This is a genomic window from Paenibacillus sp. YSY-4.3, from assembly GCF_054767475.1.
Window position 1 is genome coordinate 668,158 of the sequence record NZ_BAABMC010000002.1, and the last position, 19,507, is coordinate 687,664.

At 49.9% G+C, this 19,507-nt stretch carries 18 protein-coding genes and 1 riboswitch; of the genes, 9 read left to right on the forward strand and 9 right to left on the reverse strand.

What is annotated here, in order from left to right; all coding sequences use genetic code 11:
• Positions 1-8: 8 nt before the first annotated feature.
• Genes ACYUJT_RS09670 through ACYUJT_RS09680 form a run of 3 tightly spaced genes read right to left on the reverse strand, consistent with a single transcriptional unit; the run spans position 9 to position 3,248 of the window.
• Entirely contained in the window at positions 9-1,337 is a 1,329-nt protein-coding gene (locus ACYUJT_RS09670; protein ID WP_460321068.1) for an LLM class flavin-dependent oxidoreductase, read from the reverse strand.
• A gap of 46 nt (positions 1,338-1,383) precedes the next feature.
• A complete protein-coding gene (locus tag ACYUJT_RS09675) occupies positions 1,384-1,707 on the reverse strand; it encodes a hypothetical protein (protein WP_460321071.1) in 324 nt (107 codons plus the stop codon).
• 5 nt (positions 1,708-1,712) lie between these two features.
• On the reverse strand, positions 1,713-3,248 hold the full coding sequence (locus ACYUJT_RS09680) for a sodium:solute symporter family protein (protein WP_460321073.1): 1,536 nt from the start codon (positions 3,246-3,248) through the stop codon (positions 1,713-1,715).
• Between the two features lie 326 nt (positions 3,249-3,574).
• Here ACYUJT_RS09680 and ACYUJT_RS09685 point away from each other — a divergent pair, with 326 nt between their 5' ends.
• The 3 genes from ACYUJT_RS09685 (at position 3,575) to ACYUJT_RS09695 (ending at position 6,365) form a co-directional block, all read left to right on the forward strand.
• Positions 3,575-4,222, forward strand: a complete 648-nt coding sequence (locus ACYUJT_RS09685; RefSeq protein WP_460321076.1) for an SGNH/GDSL hydrolase family protein — start codon at positions 3,575-3,577, stop codon at positions 4,220-4,222.
• Between the two features lie 216 nt (positions 4,223-4,438).
• Positions 4,439-5,053 (forward strand): TetR family transcriptional regulator, encoded by a 615-nt coding sequence (locus ACYUJT_RS09690; RefSeq protein ID WP_460321078.1) that lies wholly within the window; start codon positions 4,439-4,441, stop codon positions 5,051-5,053.
• 37 nt (positions 5,054-5,090) lie between these two features.
• Entirely contained in the window at positions 5,091-6,365 is a 1,275-nt protein-coding gene (locus tag ACYUJT_RS09695) for an MFS transporter (protein ID WP_460321080.1), read from the forward strand.
• A gap of 23 nt (positions 6,366-6,388) precedes the next feature.
• Here ACYUJT_RS09695 and ACYUJT_RS09700 read toward each other — a convergent pair whose 3' ends face one another.
• The gene (locus tag ACYUJT_RS09700) at positions 6,389-8,209 is read right to left on the reverse strand and encodes an APC family permease (RefSeq protein ID WP_460321083.1); all 1,821 of its coding nucleotides are present in this window, start codon (positions 8,207-8,209) and stop codon (positions 6,389-6,391) included.
• 167 nt (positions 8,210-8,376) lie between these two features.
• A riboswitch (cyclic di-AMP (ydaO/yuaA leader) is annotated at positions 8,377-8,544 on the reverse strand.
• 382 nt (positions 8,545-8,926) lie between these two features.
• Here ACYUJT_RS09700 and ACYUJT_RS09705 point away from each other — a divergent pair.
• A complete protein-coding gene (locus ACYUJT_RS09705; RefSeq protein WP_460321085.1) occupies positions 8,927-9,124 on the forward strand; it encodes a hypothetical protein in 198 nt (65 codons plus the stop codon).
• A gap of 824 nt (positions 9,125-9,948) precedes the next feature.
• On the opposite strand, the gene ACYUJT_RS09710 is transcribed toward ACYUJT_RS09705, so the two are convergent.
• The 5 genes from ACYUJT_RS09710 to ACYUJT_RS09730 form a co-directional block, all read right to left on the reverse strand.
• The gene (locus ACYUJT_RS09710) at positions 9,949-10,962 is read right to left on the reverse strand and encodes an SPFH domain-containing protein (protein ID WP_460321087.1); all 1,014 of its coding nucleotides are present in this window, start codon (positions 10,960-10,962) and stop codon (positions 9,949-9,951) included.
• Between the two features lie 21 nt (positions 10,963-10,983).
• Positions 10,984-11,775 (reverse strand): TPM domain-containing protein, encoded by a 792-nt coding sequence (locus ACYUJT_RS09715; RefSeq protein ID WP_460321090.1) that lies wholly within the window; start codon positions 11,773-11,775, stop codon positions 10,984-10,986.
• Complete coding sequence (locus tag ACYUJT_RS09720; protein ID WP_460321092.1) at positions 11,772-12,803, reverse strand: TFIIB-type zinc ribbon-containing protein; 1,032 nt, start codon at positions 12,801-12,803, stop codon at positions 11,772-11,774. Before ACYUJT_RS09720 ends, ACYUJT_RS09715 begins: the two co-directional genes overlap by 4 nt.
• Positions 12,804-12,837: 34 nt before the next feature.
• The gene (locus tag ACYUJT_RS09725) at positions 12,838-13,569 is read right to left on the reverse strand and encodes a PspA/IM30 family protein (protein ID WP_460321094.1); all 732 of its coding nucleotides are present in this window, start codon (positions 13,567-13,569) and stop codon (positions 12,838-12,840) included.
• 84 nt (positions 13,570-13,653) lie between these two features.
• Positions 13,654-13,911, reverse strand: a complete 258-nt coding sequence (locus ACYUJT_RS09730) for a prolipoprotein diacylglyceryl transferase family protein (RefSeq protein ID WP_460321096.1) — start codon at positions 13,909-13,911, stop codon at positions 13,654-13,656.
• A 189-nt stretch (positions 13,912-14,100) separates the two neighbouring features.
• Between ACYUJT_RS09730 and ACYUJT_RS09735 the strand changes: the two genes are divergently transcribed.
• The 5 genes from ACYUJT_RS09735 to ACYUJT_RS09755 are packed head-to-tail and all read left to right on the forward strand — an operon-like array spanning position 14,101 to position 19,498.
• Positions 14,101-14,367: an acyl carrier protein gene (locus tag ACYUJT_RS09735; RefSeq protein ID WP_460321098.1), complete on the forward strand. Its 267-nt coding sequence runs from the start codon at positions 14,101-14,103 to the stop codon at positions 14,365-14,367.
• Positions 14,368-14,393: 26 nt separating this feature from the next.
• Positions 14,394-15,560, forward strand: coding sequence for an acyl-CoA dehydrogenase family protein (locus tag ACYUJT_RS09740; RefSeq protein WP_460321100.1), 1,167 nt, complete (start codon positions 14,394-14,396; stop codon positions 15,558-15,560).
• A gap of 19 nt (positions 15,561-15,579) precedes the next feature.
• Positions 15,580-16,725 (forward strand): acyl-CoA dehydrogenase family protein, encoded by a 1,146-nt coding sequence (locus ACYUJT_RS09745; protein ID WP_460321102.1) that lies wholly within the window; start codon positions 15,580-15,582, stop codon positions 16,723-16,725.
• A gap of 51 nt (positions 16,726-16,776) precedes the next feature.
• Positions 16,777-17,832 (forward strand): iron-containing redox enzyme family protein, encoded by a 1,056-nt coding sequence (locus ACYUJT_RS09750; protein WP_460321105.1) that lies wholly within the window; start codon positions 16,777-16,779, stop codon positions 17,830-17,832.
• A 49-nt stretch (positions 17,833-17,881) separates the two neighbouring features.
• On the forward strand, positions 17,882-19,498 hold the full coding sequence (locus ACYUJT_RS09755) for an amino acid adenylation domain-containing protein (protein WP_460321107.1): 1,617 nt from the start codon (positions 17,882-17,884) through the stop codon (positions 19,496-19,498).
• The last annotated feature ends 9 nt before the right edge of the window (positions 19,499-19,507 follow it).

The window sequence follows — 19,507 nt, forward strand, 5'->3', positions numbered from 1 at the left end:
AAGGATTTTTAATCGTTCAAAAGATTCTCCCTCAATGTCGTGCCCGGATAGGATGTACGATAACGTCCACGCCGCTGCAGCTCCGGCACTACAAGGTCCACAAACTCCTCGAAGCAGCCCGGCGTATTCGTCGCAATCAGCATGAAGCCGTCTGCTCCGCCTTCATCCATGTAGTGCTCCATCTGATCAGCAATATCCTCCGGGGTTCCTATCGCGACAGGCATTCCCATACCCTGGGCATAGTGAAGCGCGGCTTCGCGAATCGTCACCGGGGCTCCACCCTTGGCGTAAATGACGGATTCAAAGAGGCCTTGAATGCCGGGAACCTCAATATTCTGAATGTACTCGTCCGGACTATACTGGGAAAAATCCAACCCGAAATGTCCCGATATCCAAGCCAGAGCCGCCTCGGGATGAATGCAAGCTTTCATGCGCTCATATTTCTCCTCCGCCTCGCTGCGGCTCATTCCTACGACGGTTTGCAGGCCATAGATGCGCACCACGGAATTTTCAGGGCGGCCAAACTTCATAAGCCTGGCGTTTATATCGTCGCTATACTGCCTCATCCGCTCCACATTCGGATGTACCGCGAAAATGGCCTCAGCATATTGAGCCGCAAAGTCCCGGCCCCGGTCGGACGAGCCGGCCTGCCAGAACACTGGACGCCCCTGCGGAGAGGGCGCACAGAAATGCCGACCTTTGCTTTTAAAATACTTCCCTTCAAAATCTATCACTTTCACCTTTGACGGATCGGCAAATATGCCGCTGGATCGATCCGCAACGATGGCATCCGGCTCCCAGGAATCCCATAATTGGCAGCACAAGTCCACGTATTCCTCCATACGGTCGTAGCGATCCGAACGCATCGTCATCTCCTGGCCGTAGGCATCCCACTCGCTCTTGGAATAGGAGCTGACAATGTTCCAGGCGATCCTTCCTCCGGATAGATGGTCCAGGCTGGACAACCGCCGCGCCATCGAATACGGATGTTCAAACGCCGTTGATAGCGTAACTCCGACGCCTAGTTTCTCGGTTGCTGCCGTAATAATCGGGACAATTGTAGACGGCTCATGCGTAGGGCACTGCACGGCATATTTAACGATGGCGTCCGAGCTGCCCTGATAAGTGTTATAGGGCGCTAATTCATCGGCGATGAACATTGCATCGAACAAGCCGCGCTCCATCGTCCGGGCCATATGCTGCCAGTAGGCCGGCCGGCTCCAGTCCCAATTCACTTTATCCCTGGCATGCCGCCACATGCCGATGGCGTGACTGTTTACGCCATGCTGAATAAATCCTAACAAATGCGCATGTTTTTTGGATGATGAGGTATTCATTTGAATGTTACTTCCTCTCTATTGTTATATAAGGTCTGACCCGCATCTAAACCTTCTTGCGCAGATCGATTGTAAATGCGAAGATTACCGCTACCGCCGAACCAATCGCGATAAAAGGTACATAGTTCCAGAACGCCGCCGACTTGCCCATCAAGAAAAGGATAACGCTGGATAAAAGGATGCTGATCATCGCCTTCCAGCTAAAGGGCGCTTCGCTCTCCCATTCGGAGGCATCTTCGGTTGAAGCCGCAGCAGCCGGCAGCTCCCTTCTCCTGTCGTTCTTGACCTGCCGAAACGAAGCTCCGACATACCCCAAATAGATCAGGCTCACTACAAGAGAAATAAACGAAGCCGCAATAACATATGCCATGTGAATCACGCCTCCCCTTGAACGGGCTGATTTGGACCAACCGTTGATCCAACGCCAGCAGACACTGTATGATCTGCAGCATCGTCTATCAGCTGCCTTGTATTTTTCAAAGCGGAATAATCAAACGGTCTTTCCCTGGACAGCAGGCTTAACACGACAGGAACCGCTGCACTAATTCCGAAAATCACCAGCGTTCCAATCAGCTCGTCATAAATGATGCGCACCGGCAGGCCGATGACAATACTTAGCACAATGCCCCAAAGAAAGCCTCGGCTCGTTAATCTACGCCAAAATATAGCTAAAATCAAAGGAATCAACAGCGACGTCTTAATCGCGTATGTCGTCAGAACGAGACTGACAAAGTCCACGCCTGACATGACAATCAGTCCAGCTACAAGGGCGCAGGCAATAATGCTAAGTTTAGTAACCGCAAATAACCGTTTCTCCGGCAGGTTCGGCCACAGCGGCTTGACGATATCCACAGCCACAAGCGATGACAGGGCCGAGAACGCGCCATCGATCGTCGAATAACAAGCGTTCAAGACGAGCAGCACGTACAGGATGACAATAATCAGCGGCAAGCCTAAGTGGGATATAAGGTAGGGCCCAACCGCCGCGGCATCGCCGCCGATCTCGTCCAGATTCAGCCCGAGTCCTAGCGCTACCAGACCAAGCAAACCGAGGGCAATAGGAATGGGATAGAACCAGGCTCCGCCCCAAATAAAGGTTCGCTTAACGTGATTCGGCTTGATGGCCCATACCTTCTGCCAAAACGTCTGATCGGCAACCGTAGAGGCAAGCAGACCAAGTGCTAAGGTAACACCGAAGCCTGCCGCGGCTTCTGGGCGAAATATGGATAGCAGCTGCGGATCCTGCCGCTCGATCGACTCGAAGATGAAGCCTGCCCCGCCGACCTGATGCAGCACGTACAGCGTAACTACCGCAGCCGGAACCGTAATAAACAAGGTGTTGATCGTCGCGGTAATCGCCGACGTCCAAATTCCGCCGAAATATGAATACACGGTGACGATGAATATGATTACGGCAAGAATGATGATTTCCTTGATGCCGAAAATTGTCTGAATAAGCAGCACTGCGCCCTTCAGATTAATGATGATTTCGAGAAAAATGCCGAAGATCATGCCCATAACGGCAATGACCAGTGCGGGACGGTTCTGGAACCGAGAACGGATGAAATCCGTTATCGTATAACCGTTCGGAATCACCTTCCGCAGCTTGACCGCGAAAGGAACCATCGCCATGACCGCGATGCCGTTGGGCACAGTAAACCAGAATAATCCCGACAGCCCCCAGGTGTAGGCTTGCCCCGAGGACATCATAACCGCCATGGCCCAGGTCCAGACGGCAATGACCGACCCGACCCCGAACCCCAGACCGATCTTGCGGTCCGCGATAATGTAATCATGCGTGTTGCGCACGAGGGAGCGCCGCACGGATAAGGCGATGAACAGCATAGCCAAACCGAGTCCCGCCATCAGGACATATCCGATATAGGCTGGAATATGATTTGCTTGCAGCATAGTAGACCTCCAATACAGTGAAATGATGATGCGCTATTTTAGGCAACAAAAAAAGACAATCCTCAAGCAGGATAGTCTTTGTCTCTGGTGGTCCAGTGGACGCGCTATGCGTTAAACTTAGTAAGTATATATAATTACTATGATTTTCATCATAGTCTTATCCCTTTTTTATGTCAACGTCTTTCGTGTGAGTTTTGTCTTTTCTTCTGGAATCATGTCATAAGGTGTCGTGAAGCGTATGCATCTTCGTGCACACACCCCATATGCGAACGCCATATTATATCTATAAGATACGCAATTATAAATAAAGAAAGGGATATCTTCCTATGATCTATACCGCTCTTGGCGATTCGATTACATTCGGGGAGAATGCTTCCTCTTTCGCGAAAGCTTATCCGCAATTAGCTACGTCGATGGCCAATGCTTCAGGCTCCGGCAAGATGGTTGGACTTATCCTGGCCCAGCCTGGCTGGACCACCTATGATCTGCTGGATGCCGTGGTATGGCAGGGCTCTTCCGTAATCAGCCGGTCTGCCGTCGTCTCGGTCTGGATTGGAGGCGTGGATTTGGCAAATGCAGCTCTATCTACGCTTGCCAGCAAGCAAACTCTAGATGCAAAACAATTTATAGCGCGCTATAAACGAAATTTGCATGCGATCCTGGCTCAGATTAAAAATACTAGCCATGCTCGAATCATCTGCTGTACGCAATATAATCCTTTTCCGAACAGCCCGCTTTCTGCCGAAGCGATCACCGGCCTGAATCAAATGACGAAAGAAGTCGCTCACAGCTACAATGCGAAAGTTGCTCCCGTCCATCTTTGGTTTGAAGGCAAGCAAGGCCAACTGATCTATGGATACCGCAAAGGGAAGATTGAGGATGCCTTGGGGGGCTCTCTGCCCATCCATCCCAATGACCGGGGCCATCAGGTTATCGCAAAGGGTTTGGCTCCTTATCTTGCGGCAGGGAAGTAATAAGGAAAAACACCTGATAAAGGTATATATTCTAACTAAACGCCGGTTTCCCTCGGCGTTTTTTTCATATGTTTGCAACTCAAAAGACTAATGATCATCCTCATCTTCAAACATAAATCTTCTCAGCCCGGATATTCGCCCTTGCAAAATGAACCTCGTGTCATTATTATAAAATAAATGACATGAGGTTCATTTTATTGTAAAGGAGCAGGATTGATGTCACCTAAAATTTCAGACAGCCAAAGAGAACGGCGCAAGCAGCAAATTCTCGATGCTGCCAAACGAGTGTTTTCAGAAAAAGGTTACGGAGCAGCGACACTGAAGGACATTATCGAGGAAACCGGGATGAGCCGGGGCTGGATCTATTTATATTTCCAGACGAAGGAAGAGATCTTCGAAGCCTTGCTAGACCATCAGGATGCGGAGCATGAACAGTACATCGAGGAATTACTCGAGAGTTCGGCTAGCGTCTGGGATGTCATCACAACCTTATATTCACAGCAGCAAGAGGAACTGATGAAGCCTCCTAAGGGCGGGCTGCTGCCTGCCTTCTACGAGTATTTTCTGATCGGCTGGCGGGATACGGAGCGCAGCGAACTGCTGCTGCGGCGTTACGAAGAAGGAATTGCCCGGTTCACGGCGCTGCTGCAAAAGGGAGTAAATCAAGGAGAATTTTCGCCCGTCATGAGCGTATTGGACATCGCAAAGCTTGCCGCCTCTTTCCAGGAAGGCATTCTGACTCATACGATCACCGTAGGACCGGAGACGGCCAATACGCAAATGCAGCAAGAGGCGCTGATTCAGTACCTGCACCGATTGCTGCATTCCTAATGCCTGAAATAAGACCATATTTAGGAGGATTGATGTGATGATCTCACTCTTTCGGAACGGAACATTCACCAAGCTATTCCTTGCCGCATTTGCCTCGCAGCTCGGCACCGTTGTGGGCAACATGGCCTTCGCCTACTATTTGATAGACCGGTACAGCGACCGGCCGGCCTTGGCAACCACGGCGGAGCTAATGTATTCCCTGCCGACTCTCGCGGTATTCTGGATCGTCGGCGTCATTGCCGATCGGATCGACCGCAAATTCATCGCCGCCTACAGTGACTGGATTCGAGCTGGATTAACGCTGCTGCTGCTTGTATTCGTCCATTACGATGTATTGTTCGTTTGCTTTTTAATTCTGTTTCTGCGCAGCTCGATATCCAAGTTCTTCGGACCGGCAGAAATGGGATTGCTGCAAGGCAGCATCTCCCAGGATCAATATGTGCAGGCCTCAGGCCTGAACCAGATGATGATGGGCATGTTTATGCTCTTCGGCATGAGTCTCGGCGCAGCGGCTTATCATTTCATCGGAATCGAAGGAGCGATCATGATTGATGGTGCAAGCTTTATCTTCTCCGGTCTTCTAATTACCAAAGGCGATTTTCCCGAACATGCCCGCATGCCTAACGGCCGAAACCGCATCCGCGACATCCGGATCCCCCTACTTCTCAAGGACTTTTGGCTAGGGCTCCGTTATATTATGGGCCACAGGCTGCTACTAGTTCTCATCTCTGGTTTTCTATTCTTTGGCATCGTCAACGGCGTGTTCGCCATCCTGCCGATTTTCTCCATGAAATATAAGCTTAGTCCAGACAATTATGTTATCCATTCTTCATTAACTACGATATTTCTCGGCGTGGGCTTCCTAATCGGCAGCATCATCGGCCCCAAGCTGATCCGTCGCTATACAAGAACCCCCATCCTCATTGCAGGGCTGTTCATCTCTAGTGCACTTATTGGAGGGCTGGGTTTCACCGACCGGATCGAGATCTATCTTCTGCTTGTGTTTATAGAAGGGATCGCCATCGCCCCCATCAACATTGCTCTCGGCAGCTGGATGCCGGAACTCGTTCCCCCGCAAAATATGGGTAGGGTAAACGCCCTAATCGAACCTGTCATGATGTTCGGACACTCATTAGCGTTAGGGTTCGTCGCCTTAGCCTTCCCAGCCTGGGTCTCCATTACCTGGCTGCACTATCTTCTTGGCGTTTGTACGCTCGGCGTGAGCGCCTACTATCTGCTTGCTCTGCCCGCCCTCGTGCGCAAACGCTCCAAGCAGGAGCAGGAGCAAGATGCAGCAACATCTCATAGCTGATACGAACCGCCGCGCCTAGAGTATTATTTTTTCAAATGGTAAGGAACTGTCGTGATAATGACGTCCTTGCGATAAAGCAAGTAGGTGCGGATCATTAAGCTGGTTTGGTTATGCAGGAAGTTATGCCAGCCCTTCTTCGGAATGAATTGGGGAATGATGACCGTCACCTGGTAATTCTTCTCGCTCGCTTTCCGGTGCACCGTATCGATGAACTTGCCGAGCGGAGTGATAATGCTTCGATAGTGGGAATATAACACCACCAGCCGTACATCAGGTCTCCATTTATTCCACTTCTCCTCAAAGCGGGCAATATCTTCTCTCTCAAACGGAATATACACGGCAATAATCTGATCTGGTGACAAGGATTTGGCGTAATTCAAGGAATGGTCGACGACATGCGTAATCCCTGACACAGGCAAAATAATGACGTTCCCCGTAATCGGCACCGCCGGCTCGCAGGTCGTCAGCCGCAGCTGTTCGCCAACCGCTTCATAATGCTTCTTGATCCGATAAAACAGCCAAACGATCAACGGCAAAAAGATCAGTACCGGCCAGACCCGCGTAAATTTCGTCAGGAAGAACACCAACGAGACGGTTAAGGAAATCAAAGCGCCGATGGAGTTGATGATCAGCTTAGGCACCCAGCCCGTCGGCTTCTCACGAATCCATTTCATCATAATCCCCGTCTGCGATAGCGTAAACGGAATGAACACGCCGACCGCGTACAACGGGATCAGCTGCTCCGTCTGCCCTTGGAACGCGATAATCAGGATGATCGATAGCAACCCCAGACTGATGATGCCATTGGAGTAACCCAACCGGTCACCCCGTACCGTGAACATTCTTGGAATGAACCGGTCGTTAGCCAGGTTTACAGCCAGCAGCGGAAATGCCGAATAACCCGTATTAGCCGCCAATATCAGAATCAAGGCCGTCGTGCCTTGGATAAAATAGTACACGGCATTTCTGCCGAAGGTATGCTCGGCGATTTGCGAGACCACCGTCTTCTCCGGGGAAGGCACAATCCCGTAATAATAAGCCAGAAATACAATGCCCGAGAACAGGATCGCAAGCAAGATGCCCATCGCCATCAACGTCTTGGCTGCATTATTCGGCGCGGGATTCTTGAAGTTCGGAATCGCATTGGAGATCGCCTCCACCCCGGTCAAAGCCGAGCTTCCCGAGGCAAAAGCCCGTAACACCAAGAATAGCGTCATCCCCGCCACTGGCGTACCGACCGGTACATGTAAACTTGGCGAGACATGGCCCATCGCAATATCGTAAAGCCCTACGGCAATCAGAATGAATAAAGCGACAACGAATAAATACACAGGATAAGCTAGAATCGTCGCGGATTCAGTAATACCCCGCAAATTCAGCAAGGTCAGGAGAATGACAAAAATGACTGCGATGATGACTTTATGCTCGTGGAAGCTCGGAATGGCCGACGTGATCGCATCCGTACCCGCAGACACGCTGACGGCAACGGTTAGAATATAGTCGACCAGCAAGGAGCCTCCCGCAACCAGGCCGGGGAAAATCCCCAGGTTCTGCTTGGAAACCACATAAGCTCCCCCGCCTTGCGGGTAAGCAAAAATAATCTGCCGATAGGATAAAATAAGAGCGGTCAATAATACCAATACGCCGATCCCAATCGGAATCGAATACCAAAACGCCGCTGTGCTGACGGTCACCAGCACGAGCAAAATTTGCTCCGGCCCATAAGCCACGGACGATAAAGCATCGGAAGAAAGAATGGCCAGCGCCTTCTTCTTATTCAGCTTTTGCTCCCCTAATTCCGTCGATTTCAACGGCCGCCCAATCAACAGTCTTTTTACAGTCATCCTAATTTCCACCACCAGTTTGAGATATGGGACATTTTGTATCGTACCCTCTTGGTTTAACCATTATCCGTACAAACCGGCAATCCCTGTGACTCCATTAGCGCAAAAAAAGCCGCAGGAAAGTTGGCCTTTCCCGCGGCAGCTCAAAAAAACGTGGGCACGCGACAAATTCCTCTTTCGTAACGCTTACGAGGTTAGCTGACGGATTCGGGCCTGAAAGTAGCCCTACACTTGATATTACCTAGTTCAAATCAAGCGATTCACCCCTGGGACGGATACAAGCTCATCCCTTTGGTTCCCCCGTTCCTGACTGCAGAATTCAGCGATAAAGGATTATTCATTTCATAAACCAGTTCGTCATGAATGAAATCTTACTCCCAAAAAAAGTATCTGTAAACAAATAAAGAATTCGGATTTGACGCAAAAATAACCCCTTCTGTGCCAAGAGTACGCTTACATTACCCGCGCTCTTTGACTGGCTCGTTTTTTTTCTGCGTTTCGCATCGTGAGGTAGATTTCACGTAGACTAGGAGGAAGGAAGCTTACACACGGGTCTAAAGTATACCCCCAAAACCCTGAACCCGATTCATAAATGGGCCTATCAACCGTAGGAGAAAATGCCAAAACATAATAAACGATGCCAAGATCAGCACATCTCACTCTGAATTCAATGACGGCAAGAAATCGGTGCTGCTTATTTTCTCAACTGAAGAAGACATGGTGACGATTACCAAGCTGTACAAGGAGTATTTCAAAACGCAAAACTTGGATGATTCCGGTCAGACCATTGACGATAAGAACATTATTATTCAAGGCGATAATCCCGATAAAAATGAAAGCTGGTCCATGATTGGCGGACGATTGTCCTCGAGTGAAGGGGTCATTGAGCTAAACGTGACATGGACGGAATTGTAGGACGGTAAGTCAGATTAAAGGGGTCTATCAAGATTTTTGTGTAAACTCATTTCAAGTAATCTCCCGAGGGGGATTAGCCTGCTTAACGTAAATGGTTACCGATGCGTTCCGGGAAAAAGACGGAGAACTCCAGCGCATCTGTCCCCAGTTTTGGACTCGACCTAGTAATCGTCGTACGACGAGAAACCTAGTATTCAAGCAGTCAGTAATACGACGATGACTTTGGAAGAGGCTACGCTAACGGTTGTCATTGTGCTTAATCGTCCCTAAAAAAAGGGGGGGCTTTTCTAACGTTTGTATGAGCGCTTATTTGGACGAAATTGCCCCTCTGCCTACGAAAAAACGGAAATAGGCTCGCTGGCAACCGTTACATTTTGTTAAACCCCGTTTTTGCCCAAATAACGTCGCTCACAACCGTTAGAATTTGCCGCTCACAACCATCAGGATTTCCGCTCACTTCCACCCACAACCTCCTGGGCAGTAACCAGCTGATTTTCCTTAATGAAAGCCCGCAGTTGTTCTTTTTACCAAAGTCCCATGTGTTCTCCCAACCTTTCTATAACTTCCATTTTAATGGGTTTAGGAGTTTACACATTACAGACTCGATTAAAGCAAAATTACCCTATCGAGTAGACACTTTAAAAAAGTCTCTCGGTAGGGTAATATCTCTTTATTTAATCTGAGTACGTTTAATCCATATTTCTTCAACATTAGTTATGTTATTCTCTTGCAAATATAGCAATGTACTTTTCTCAATTTTTTCATAAACGCATGAGCCATCATCACTGTCCATCGTCTAATTCTTTGTATGCCATAAAAATTATTTAGTTCAGCTTCTGGCCGCAATTCGGGCAGAAGTTTGCACCTTCGTTCTTAGCGCCGCAGTTCGGGCAGAAGTTAGGGCGCTTGCCGCCTTCGGAGGAAGGAGCCGCCGGAGGCTGTTGGTTTTGCTGCTGGTGCTGATTCTGGCCTGGATTCTGGTTTTGATTCATGTTCATATTCATATTCTTCATCATTTCGTTCGCCATGGTCATGCCCATCATCATGCCCGCCATGTCCGAGGCCATGCCGCCGCCCTGTACTTTGCCGGAAGCGATGCCGTCCGTCATACTGACCTGCTGGTATTTCTGCAGATTGCCGATCATTTCATGGGATGCCGTCTTCGTGATCATGTCCTGAATTTCCTGAGGATAGTTGAAGCTCATCACCTGGAAGCCGGTAATCGTCATTCCGTTGCCCAGCATTTCCATATCCAGGTCTTCGCGAATACCTTTGGCAATTTCCGAGGCATTTGCCTGCAGATTGAACATGTCCTTGCCTTCCCGGCTAATCCATTTCATGAGCAGCTGATCCAGTACGGAAGTGATGCGGATTTTGACATCCTCCACGAGGTAGCTGCCTTTCATTCCGGCGATATTATCGATCAGCGACACGTAATCGCTGACTTTAAAGTGGAATGTTCCGTTGGCGCGAATCGGCATGCCGCCCGGCAGCTGAGGCGTCGGTATCAGAATCGGATTCTGTGTTCCCCATCTAACCGTAAATTCCTTCGTATTGACGAATAGAACCTCTACACGCATGCCGCTGTTGAAGCCGAATTTGAAGCCTTTTAACGTGGATAAGAAAGGGATGATCTCCGACTCGATGTTGTATGAGCCTTCATCCTTAAAAATCCCCTCGACCTTGCCATTATTCACGAAAATCGCGTCCTGGCCAGCGCGGATGATTAGTTTACTGCCTTTCTTGATCTCCCGGTTGCTCCACTTCCAGAAGATCATATCGTCTCTGAACTCTTCCCATTCTACGACGTTGGCGAATTGATTTCTTAAGAATCCCATCTTGCTCTCCCGTCCCTTCGATTAGAATTTCCCTCTGCTGCCGCTGTGCGAATGGCCGCCGCCGGTAATACCACCGCCACCGCCACCGCCGCGCGAACTGCTGCTCGTGCTCCGCTCGATCTTCCGCTTCGTAGTCGTCGTCCGCAGATAATTATCCTGTCGATCCACGACCCCTGAAGTGCTGGCATCCTCATAGGTGCGCTTGTTGACTGTGACGCGGCCGCCGGAGCGGTAAGTCATAATTCCCACGACGATCCCTCCGACGACTATGGCCGCAATCAGCTGAAAACCAGTGTTGAACAGCGGGTTGTCGGGGTTTACGCCCGGTTTAATGCCCATATATTTATGGGCGGTTTTAATATATTTTTCAAAAGCCAGCTTATAGTCTCCATTTGATAAATTCGGCGTAATTTTCTCGCGTATCCGATCGAGCCTGCCGTCATCCAGGTACTCCTCCGCCTTGTAGAACCCTGCCAAATAGACGTCCCGGTTCTGCATGTCCAGCGTCAGGATCACCGCGTTGCCATGGGGTTTATCGTAACCCGGGGCCTGCTCATCGTAAAAGTCCTCCGTCATTAGCACGACATCGACATTGTCCACATTGTTAGAAGTAATAATGATAATATCCGTTTCCCGCTTGGCTCCGTACTCATTCGCCATCGCATTCAGCTCTATATATTCCTCTTCGCTGAGCAGGTTTGCTTCGTCATAGATCAGCTTTTTCGCTTCCGCTGCCGCGGTCGTCCCATAGGGAATAGCGAGATATGCGGCGAGGAAAAATAGAACGGTTAATATCGCATAATGCTTTTTCACAGGAACCCTCCCCCCATCATCCAGGAGATCAGCTTCAGGGACAGCAGGGTTACGCCCGAAACGCCAGCAAACCAGGCGGTGACCTTTGCTTTGCTGAGCGGCGGCTTGCCGACCACCTTCCCTGTTTGGCCGTTCATCGCGAACAGATACTCCGACCGGTTATAGTCGTACTTCACCATCCATACCGGAATCAAGCAATAATCAGCCCGCTTCTGGGTCGTTTCAATCTGCTTATTGGTGAAGCTGACAGATGTATAGCCGGTCACAGCGGATGAAATGGAGGATTCGATATAGCTTTGGATCTTCTCCTTGGCCCGCGGAAGCAGCTCCCGATCATCATAGCTGTATTTATCCGCAATATAACCGGCAAGGTAGGGACTCTTGAAGCCCTTCAGCCGCTCGTACGGAAAAGGCTCCAGCTTATCCATCAGTTTATCGCTCATCTTCTCCGAAGCATCGACCGGCAAATTGACGTAATTCAGGCGGAGCTTGCGGTATATCGCAAAATGCTGTGTTTCCGTATACTGGTAGTCGCCCCGAGTATAGCTCCTTACCTTTGTGGCATGGCCATGAACCTCAACCCGATTGTGCAGATCATATAGCCAGAAGGGGACATAAACTCCGGTGATTCCCTTGACGCGATCCGCGGTCATAAATCCGTCGGGAGTAAGCAGGCCGTTCCTGCACCATTTCCGGAAAGCCGCCATCGCCTCTTCTTTGCTGATCAGAAAAGGAAGCACCTTCGCCGGGGCCAGATTTCCGGTTAGACGGTCACCGAGAACGACGGCCGTACCGCAGAAGCTGCACACCGTCGCGGTCGTCTCCGCATCGGCCATAACCTCCGCACCGCAGCTGTTGCAGTTATACCCTCTCTCCCGATGCTCGGAAAATGACTGCTGCATAAGTGGATCAGGAAGCTGTTCAATATTGTCTTGTCTGCCGCAGCCTTGGCAGGTCAATGCTCCGGTTCTTCCGTTAAAGACCATACCGCTGCCGCAATTGGGACATTTGTAGTCGATTATCGCCATTTGCTCACCTCAGGTACCTAATAAATAACTTGCATTATGATTCTTTCTTGTTCAATCTTGCTTTGATTGCTGCTAATTCATCTTCGACGCTCGCAGGAGTGCTGGCGCTAGAGTTCGTGCTAGAGTTCGTGCTAGAATTCACACCCGGCTTCACGCTAACGTCCTGCTCCAAATGTGCCGCCGGATCGGCAGCATTGTCCAGCGTTTCTCCGGCCCGAAGCTCGGCTAAAGCCAACGCTTCTTCTGCGGCAAAATACGCTTTCTCCTCCAGTTCCTCGAATGAGCCGGATGATGAGCTGCTGCCCATACCGAAATCTTGCTGTACCCTGGAAAGGGCAAGCTTCTCCTTCACCTCGGAATGCCGGGCCTCCAACTGCCCGAGGTCGGACGTCAGCTTCTCCTGCAGTTGCTGCATGCTTACCGCCTTGGCGGCAGCCAGCTCATGCGCCTGTTGCAGCTCGTTCAATTTCGCGGCCTGCTGTGCTTTGTGATCCAGGAATTTCAGGGCGTCGTCCTCGCTGCCCGCTTCCACGGCCTTCTCGGCGTAACGCTGCAGCTTCTTGATCTCGGCCTGGCATTCATCCAAGGATGCCTTGGCCCTTCGCTCATCCGCAAGCACCGCTGCAGCTTCCGCCTTCACCTTGCCCAGATCGCTGAGCAGGGTCCGCATATATTCATCCATGGCCTTCGCCGGATCCTCCGCCCGATCGACGAACGAGTTGACGTTGGCTCTCATAATATCCCGAAACCTCGACAAGATTCCCATATAGAGCTCCCCCCTCGATGTTGCATTTACCTATAATACTTGAATTCTGGCCAAAAGGTTTCATTTAACGCAAAATCCACAACCTCATTCGGTTGTGGATTGACGGGCGGCTTTCATAGATTTAAATAACATCGGCAGCAAGACAACACAAGTAAATATAAATACAACGATCGCAATCCACTGCGAGGTTGACAGAACACCGACACTCCCCCGGATGATATCCCCTCTATAGAACTCAATGACGAATCTCCCCGCACTATACAAGAGCAGATACAAACTGGCTATGAGCCCGGTCTGGCGCACCCTTTTGGCAATAGCCGAAGTGGTATCCCTGTGACACATATTAGCATAATTATCCACCCAATTACATGAAAATAAAAGGATTCATACTAACAGGAATGGAGTGAATATTTACCAAAAAACGACAAATATAGTCGTTGCCAACCATGATTCTAGTAAGTATTATATTAAATAACATAAAATTCAAAAATTTGAATTAATAATGTATTTTTTAAAGGAGGGAGCTATGTTGTGGATCATGAAATCGAGTACAAGCTGAGTCAAATTATCAATCAAGTTAAAGGTACCGACGCCGAATTCTGTGCCGAAGACAATTTTATTGAAAAGCTGAGCATGGATTCCATGGATATCATTCAAGTTATCGTTGCGATACAGCATGAATTCAGCCTTGATTTCTTTGGTAATCAAATCGATATCGACATCTTGAATGAATTTGGAAGACTGACTGACTACATTAAGCAAAATGCAGTTCAGTCGACGTTAGGGAGTGAGCTATGAGTCCCGCTACGGAAAAGTCCCCAATATTGAATCCACAAAAAAACACAAATTCCTTCTTCTCGGAAGATCACCTGCTGATTCGGCAAAAACTGCACACCTTCATGAAGGAAGAAATTCTCCCCAACGTAGAAGATTGGGAACAGCAACGCCGGTTCCCGCTAAGAAGCATTCTCAAGAAGCTAGGGCAACAGGATTTACTAGGCCTGCGCTATCCCTCACAATATGGCGGACAAGATCAAGATATATTCTCGCATATCGTATTTGCTGAAGAGCTGGGCAAAATCCCCTCCGCCGGGATCAGCATGGCCATCATCATTCATAACGACATGGTCGCACCGTTAGTAGCCGACTATGGAACTGCCGCGCAATGCGAAGAGCTGCTATCCCCTGCACTTAGGGGCGATTTGGTTTTTGGCCATGCTGTGTCAGAGGCTTCCGCCGGATCGGATGTGGCCGCAATCCAAGCCACAGCGGTTCGCGAAGGCGAATACTATGTACTGAACGGCGTCAAGAACTTTGTCACGAACGGACCGGACGCGGATGTGTACTGCGTGCTTGCGGCCATGCCGGACCGCAACCCGTTGACGGGGATGGTGCTGTTATTCGTGCCCCGCTCCCTGCCCGGCATCGAAATTAGCGAAGAAATCGGCATGATGGGCCACCGTACCGCCAATGTTGCCAGCGTCTCGTTTCAGGAGGTCAAAGTTCCCACGTCTTATCGGATCGGTAACGAAGGCGGAGGATTTCTCGCCCAATTGAACCAGTTCGCGCAAGAGCATATTATCTCCTCCTGCCGGGCTACCGCGATGGCCGACGAGGTGCTTCGTTTAACCGTTCAGCACTGCCGCTCCAGAGTCACCTTCGGCGAGCCCCTCATCAAGAATCAATGGATCCAATTCAAGATAGCGGAATTGCGCACGGAAATCGAGCTAAGCCGCCAGTGCAACTATGTCGCGGCATCCATTTGGCAGGAGCAGGGAGACATCTCCTTGTTATCCGCAATGGCCAAATTGCAATCTAGCAGATTGGTTCGCAAGGTCGCCGACGAATGCCTGCAGCTGTTCGGTAAGAACGCTTATCTCGATGACCATGTCATAGGGAGATTCTATCGGGACAGCCGCCTGTTCTCCATTTCTACCGGTTCTGATGAAATGATGCTTACCAAAATTGCAAAAATAAGCAAAATAAGCTGAACTGCAGGTGGTGGATAAAATGAGTATAAATCCGTTTACTCACGAGCATGAATCGTACCGAAACGGCCTTCGCCAATTTCTCGATCAAGAGATCAGGCCCCATTTAAGCGAATGGAGAACCGCTGGCCATCCTCCCCCAATCAAAAATATCCTTCGCAAATTAGGCGAAGCAGGTTATTTGTCAGCAACGTTCCCCGAACAATATGGCGGGGCAGCGCTGAATTACTGGTATAACGTCATTTTACACGAAGAATTGGCCAGATTGCCTAATGGGGCGATCGGGATGTCCGTTGCCAGCCACTTGGATATAGCGACAAGCCTAGTAGCCAAGTACGCCCATAAAGAATTGGCAGCGGAATGGGTCCCTTCCGCTATTCAAGGCGAATCGTTATTGGCCCTGGCCCTGACGGAAGAGAATGCCGGATCGGATCTGAACAGTGTGCTGACGACTGCCGTGCAAGAAGGGGACGGCTACGTCCTTCAAGGCCGCAAGACCTTCATCAGCAATGGCGTATCGGCAGACGCTTACTGTGTCCTTGCCAAAACGGCCAATAAACAAGGAGATCACGCGCTTACTTTGTTTTTTGTGCCTAAATCCTCGCTCGGCGTTGCCGTAGTCAGGAACCTGCCGACCTTAGGCAATCAGGGGGATATCGCAGAAATTGAATTTGATCGGGTTAAGGTTACCCAGCAGCAGATTATAGGCGGATTGGGATTCGGCCTTTTTATTCAAATGAAGCAGTTTTTCCAGGAACGCACGATAATAGCGATCCGGATGGCCGCTATGGCACGTTACCATGTTGACCTCTCCATCGAACACTCCAAGAAGCGCCGCACATTTGGCAAGCCTCTCAGCTCCAACCAGCATGTTCAGTTCACTCTCGCACAATTAATCACCGAAATCGAATTAGTCAAACAATTCAGCTATGGATGCATTCGAAAAATGTCAACGCCAAACGAGAATATGGCCGATGCCGCGATGGCCAAATACGCCGGCGGGAAGCTGGTAAGGAAAGTCGCCGACCAGTGCCTGCAATTGTTCGGAGGGGAAGGCTATTTGGACGACCATCCTATTTCGCTGTTTTTCCGCGATGCCAGAGCCCTGTCATTGGCTGGGGGAACGGATGAAATGATGCTGAATATGATTGCCAGGGTTGAGTGCTAGGATATGTTATTCATCCAAAAAAAATCAAAAGAATAGTGAGGGATAATCCATATGTCTAACCGCAATTTGCCTGAAATGATCTTCGATTCGAGCGTCCAATTTCATGATCTTATCCATGCATTGATTGAGTGGCCAGAATTGTATCCGCATATGAAACAAAATCCCGAGAATGCAAGTGTAGTTGTAAAGCTTACTTTGCAAACCGTGGAGGATTACAAAGCAGGCAAGGAAGCTGCTTACTATAGCCTGCACCGGGCTCTGGATCTCCTATACAGCATAAATATTCACCCGATGGAGCAAAAGCCGGTGTTCAACCAGTATGATCCTACGCTTATGCGCATCCAAAAAGAATTGGAAGAAGCTTGGGAGGCTTACGAGGACAGCCGTTTTCCCGACATCGATATTCCGACGGACACCAAGGAGTTTCAGCGCTGGTTCATGAGGACGATCCTGGATCATGAAGCAGCCAACCATCAATTGTATGCCTATTTGGAGGAACGCTGCTCAAGAGAGGAAATGAGTTACTTCTTCTCTCAAGAGATTACGGTAGACAGCCGTTTTGACGATCTCGTTGCCCTTGCACAGGTCGGCACCAGCGATGTGATCAAGATGGAGCTTGCCGAGAATTACTGGGATGAAATGGGCAATGGCGAAATGGATAAAGTCCACACCGTCATGTTCAACTATTTGCTGGACGAATTGGGGCTCCTAAATGACACGAACACATTGTCTTTAGTGGAAGGAGCAGGCTGGCAGTCCCTGGCTGTAGGCAATACCCTGCTGTATTCCGCCTTGTACCGCAAAAATCTGTATCGTGCCCTGGGCTGCCTGGGGGCGGTCGAGCTAGTTGCGCCAAAACGCTTCAGCAGACTGGTCAAGGGATTCAAGCGCCTCGGAATCAGCGAAAAGGGCCGGGAATACCATACTCTGCATATCCAAATTGACACCCGTCATGGGCATGGATGGGTCAAAAACGCGATTATTCCGATCATTAAGGACAATCCAGAAGCCAGAATCGAGATCGTGAAGGGCGCCTTCTTGCGCTTAAACACTTCAATGGACTACTGCAATAAAATTTATGACCAATTCTCAAAAGTAAGCGTATAAAGGATAACTTATATTAGCATCCATTCTATTAAGGTGGGAGGTCTCTTCCATGCTCGATGCATTGACAGGGAAGCCTGTAGATTCGCTGGGCAGCCGCATTTCTTACTATGCCAGGAAGCATCCGAATAAAATGGCAGTCGAGGGCAGCCGGCATTCATTGACTTATGCCGAATTGGACAAGCACAGCTTGGCTTGCGCTGCCGCTCTATCCCGATGGGGAATAACCCGCGGGGATCGGGTCATATGCTTTGCCCAAAAGGAAGTCTCTCTGGTGGCCGCAATCATCGGCTGCCTGCGTCTCGGGGTGGGATATGTCCCTGTAGACCCTAAAAACCCGCCGGGCCGCTTGCAGCACATCGCTCGGGAAATCGCCCCTAAGGCTGTAATTCTACCGGAAAAAATGCTGGCAGAGGCGGCCGGGCTGGACCCGGAGATCAGGCGGATTACCATTGAATCGCTCTCCCCTCTCCACGCAGGACCTTACCATCCAACGGAAGAATCTATATCAGGCCAAGCATGGCCTGATATAGATATCTCCGATATGGCTTATTGCATGTATACGTCAGGATCGACGGGCACACCCAAAGGGGTGGTGATTGAGCATCGAAGCATGCTGGCCTTCTTTGCAGCGGTCAATGAATTCATGAACATTGCCGAGGAATCGGTTTGCATGAACACCTCCCCTTTTTATTTCGATGTATCCATCGTAGATACCCTGTTGCCGCTGTATTGCGGGGCAAGCGTATACTTGTACGACGAATTCATGATTCCCTCCCTGGTTCTCCAATATATCGCCAGACGGAGGATTACCCACTTTGCGGCAGTAGCGCCGATTCTATCGTTGCTCTCCGAGGATCCCCATTTCGGGCGGGAGGATTTATCCAGCCTAAAACGGATCATGACGGGAGCAGAGGTGTTGAACGTCAAATCGATACAAAAATGGCTCCAGGAGGTTCCATCCTTAACGATCATCAACGGATATGGGCCGACAGAGGCTACATGCGTGTGCCTAGCTCATCCGATTACAGCCGCCAATGCGGACGACCATCATTTATTTCCGATCGGCCGGCCTTTGACCGGCATAACAGCATTATTGATAGATCAAGCGGGAGAGATCATAGAGACTCCGGGGGGCAGCGGAGAGCTGCTGGTTGCCGGAGATCAGCTCATGCGCGGTTACTGGTCGAATCCTGAGGAAACCAAGTCCCGGCTCGTCGAAATCCATGGGGAGGTTTATTACCGGACCGGGGACATTTGTCAGCAGGATGAACAGGGCTTATATCACTTTATCGGCAGAGGCGATGACGAGGTCAAAATACTCGGCTACCGCATTAATCTAAATGAAATCAGGGGAGCGCTCGGAGAAATTCCCTTAGTGAAGGATTTCATCCTGAGCATCATTCATGAGGAAGGCCGGGGCAAAGTATTAGCGGCTGCAATCACTCTGAAAGACGGTGCCACGGAACTCGGCAAGCTCGCCGATATTCAGGAGATGCTTAAAGACAAGCTTTTAGATTACATGGTTCCGCGTTACTTGCTGCTATGCACTTGCTTTCCCAAGCTGCCGTCCGGCAAAACGGACGCAAAGAGAATCGCCCGGTATATCGAGGAACAGATCAAACATAACAAAGCGTCCTTGCTTTTGCAGGCCGCAGATTGGCCATAACTGGAGGGA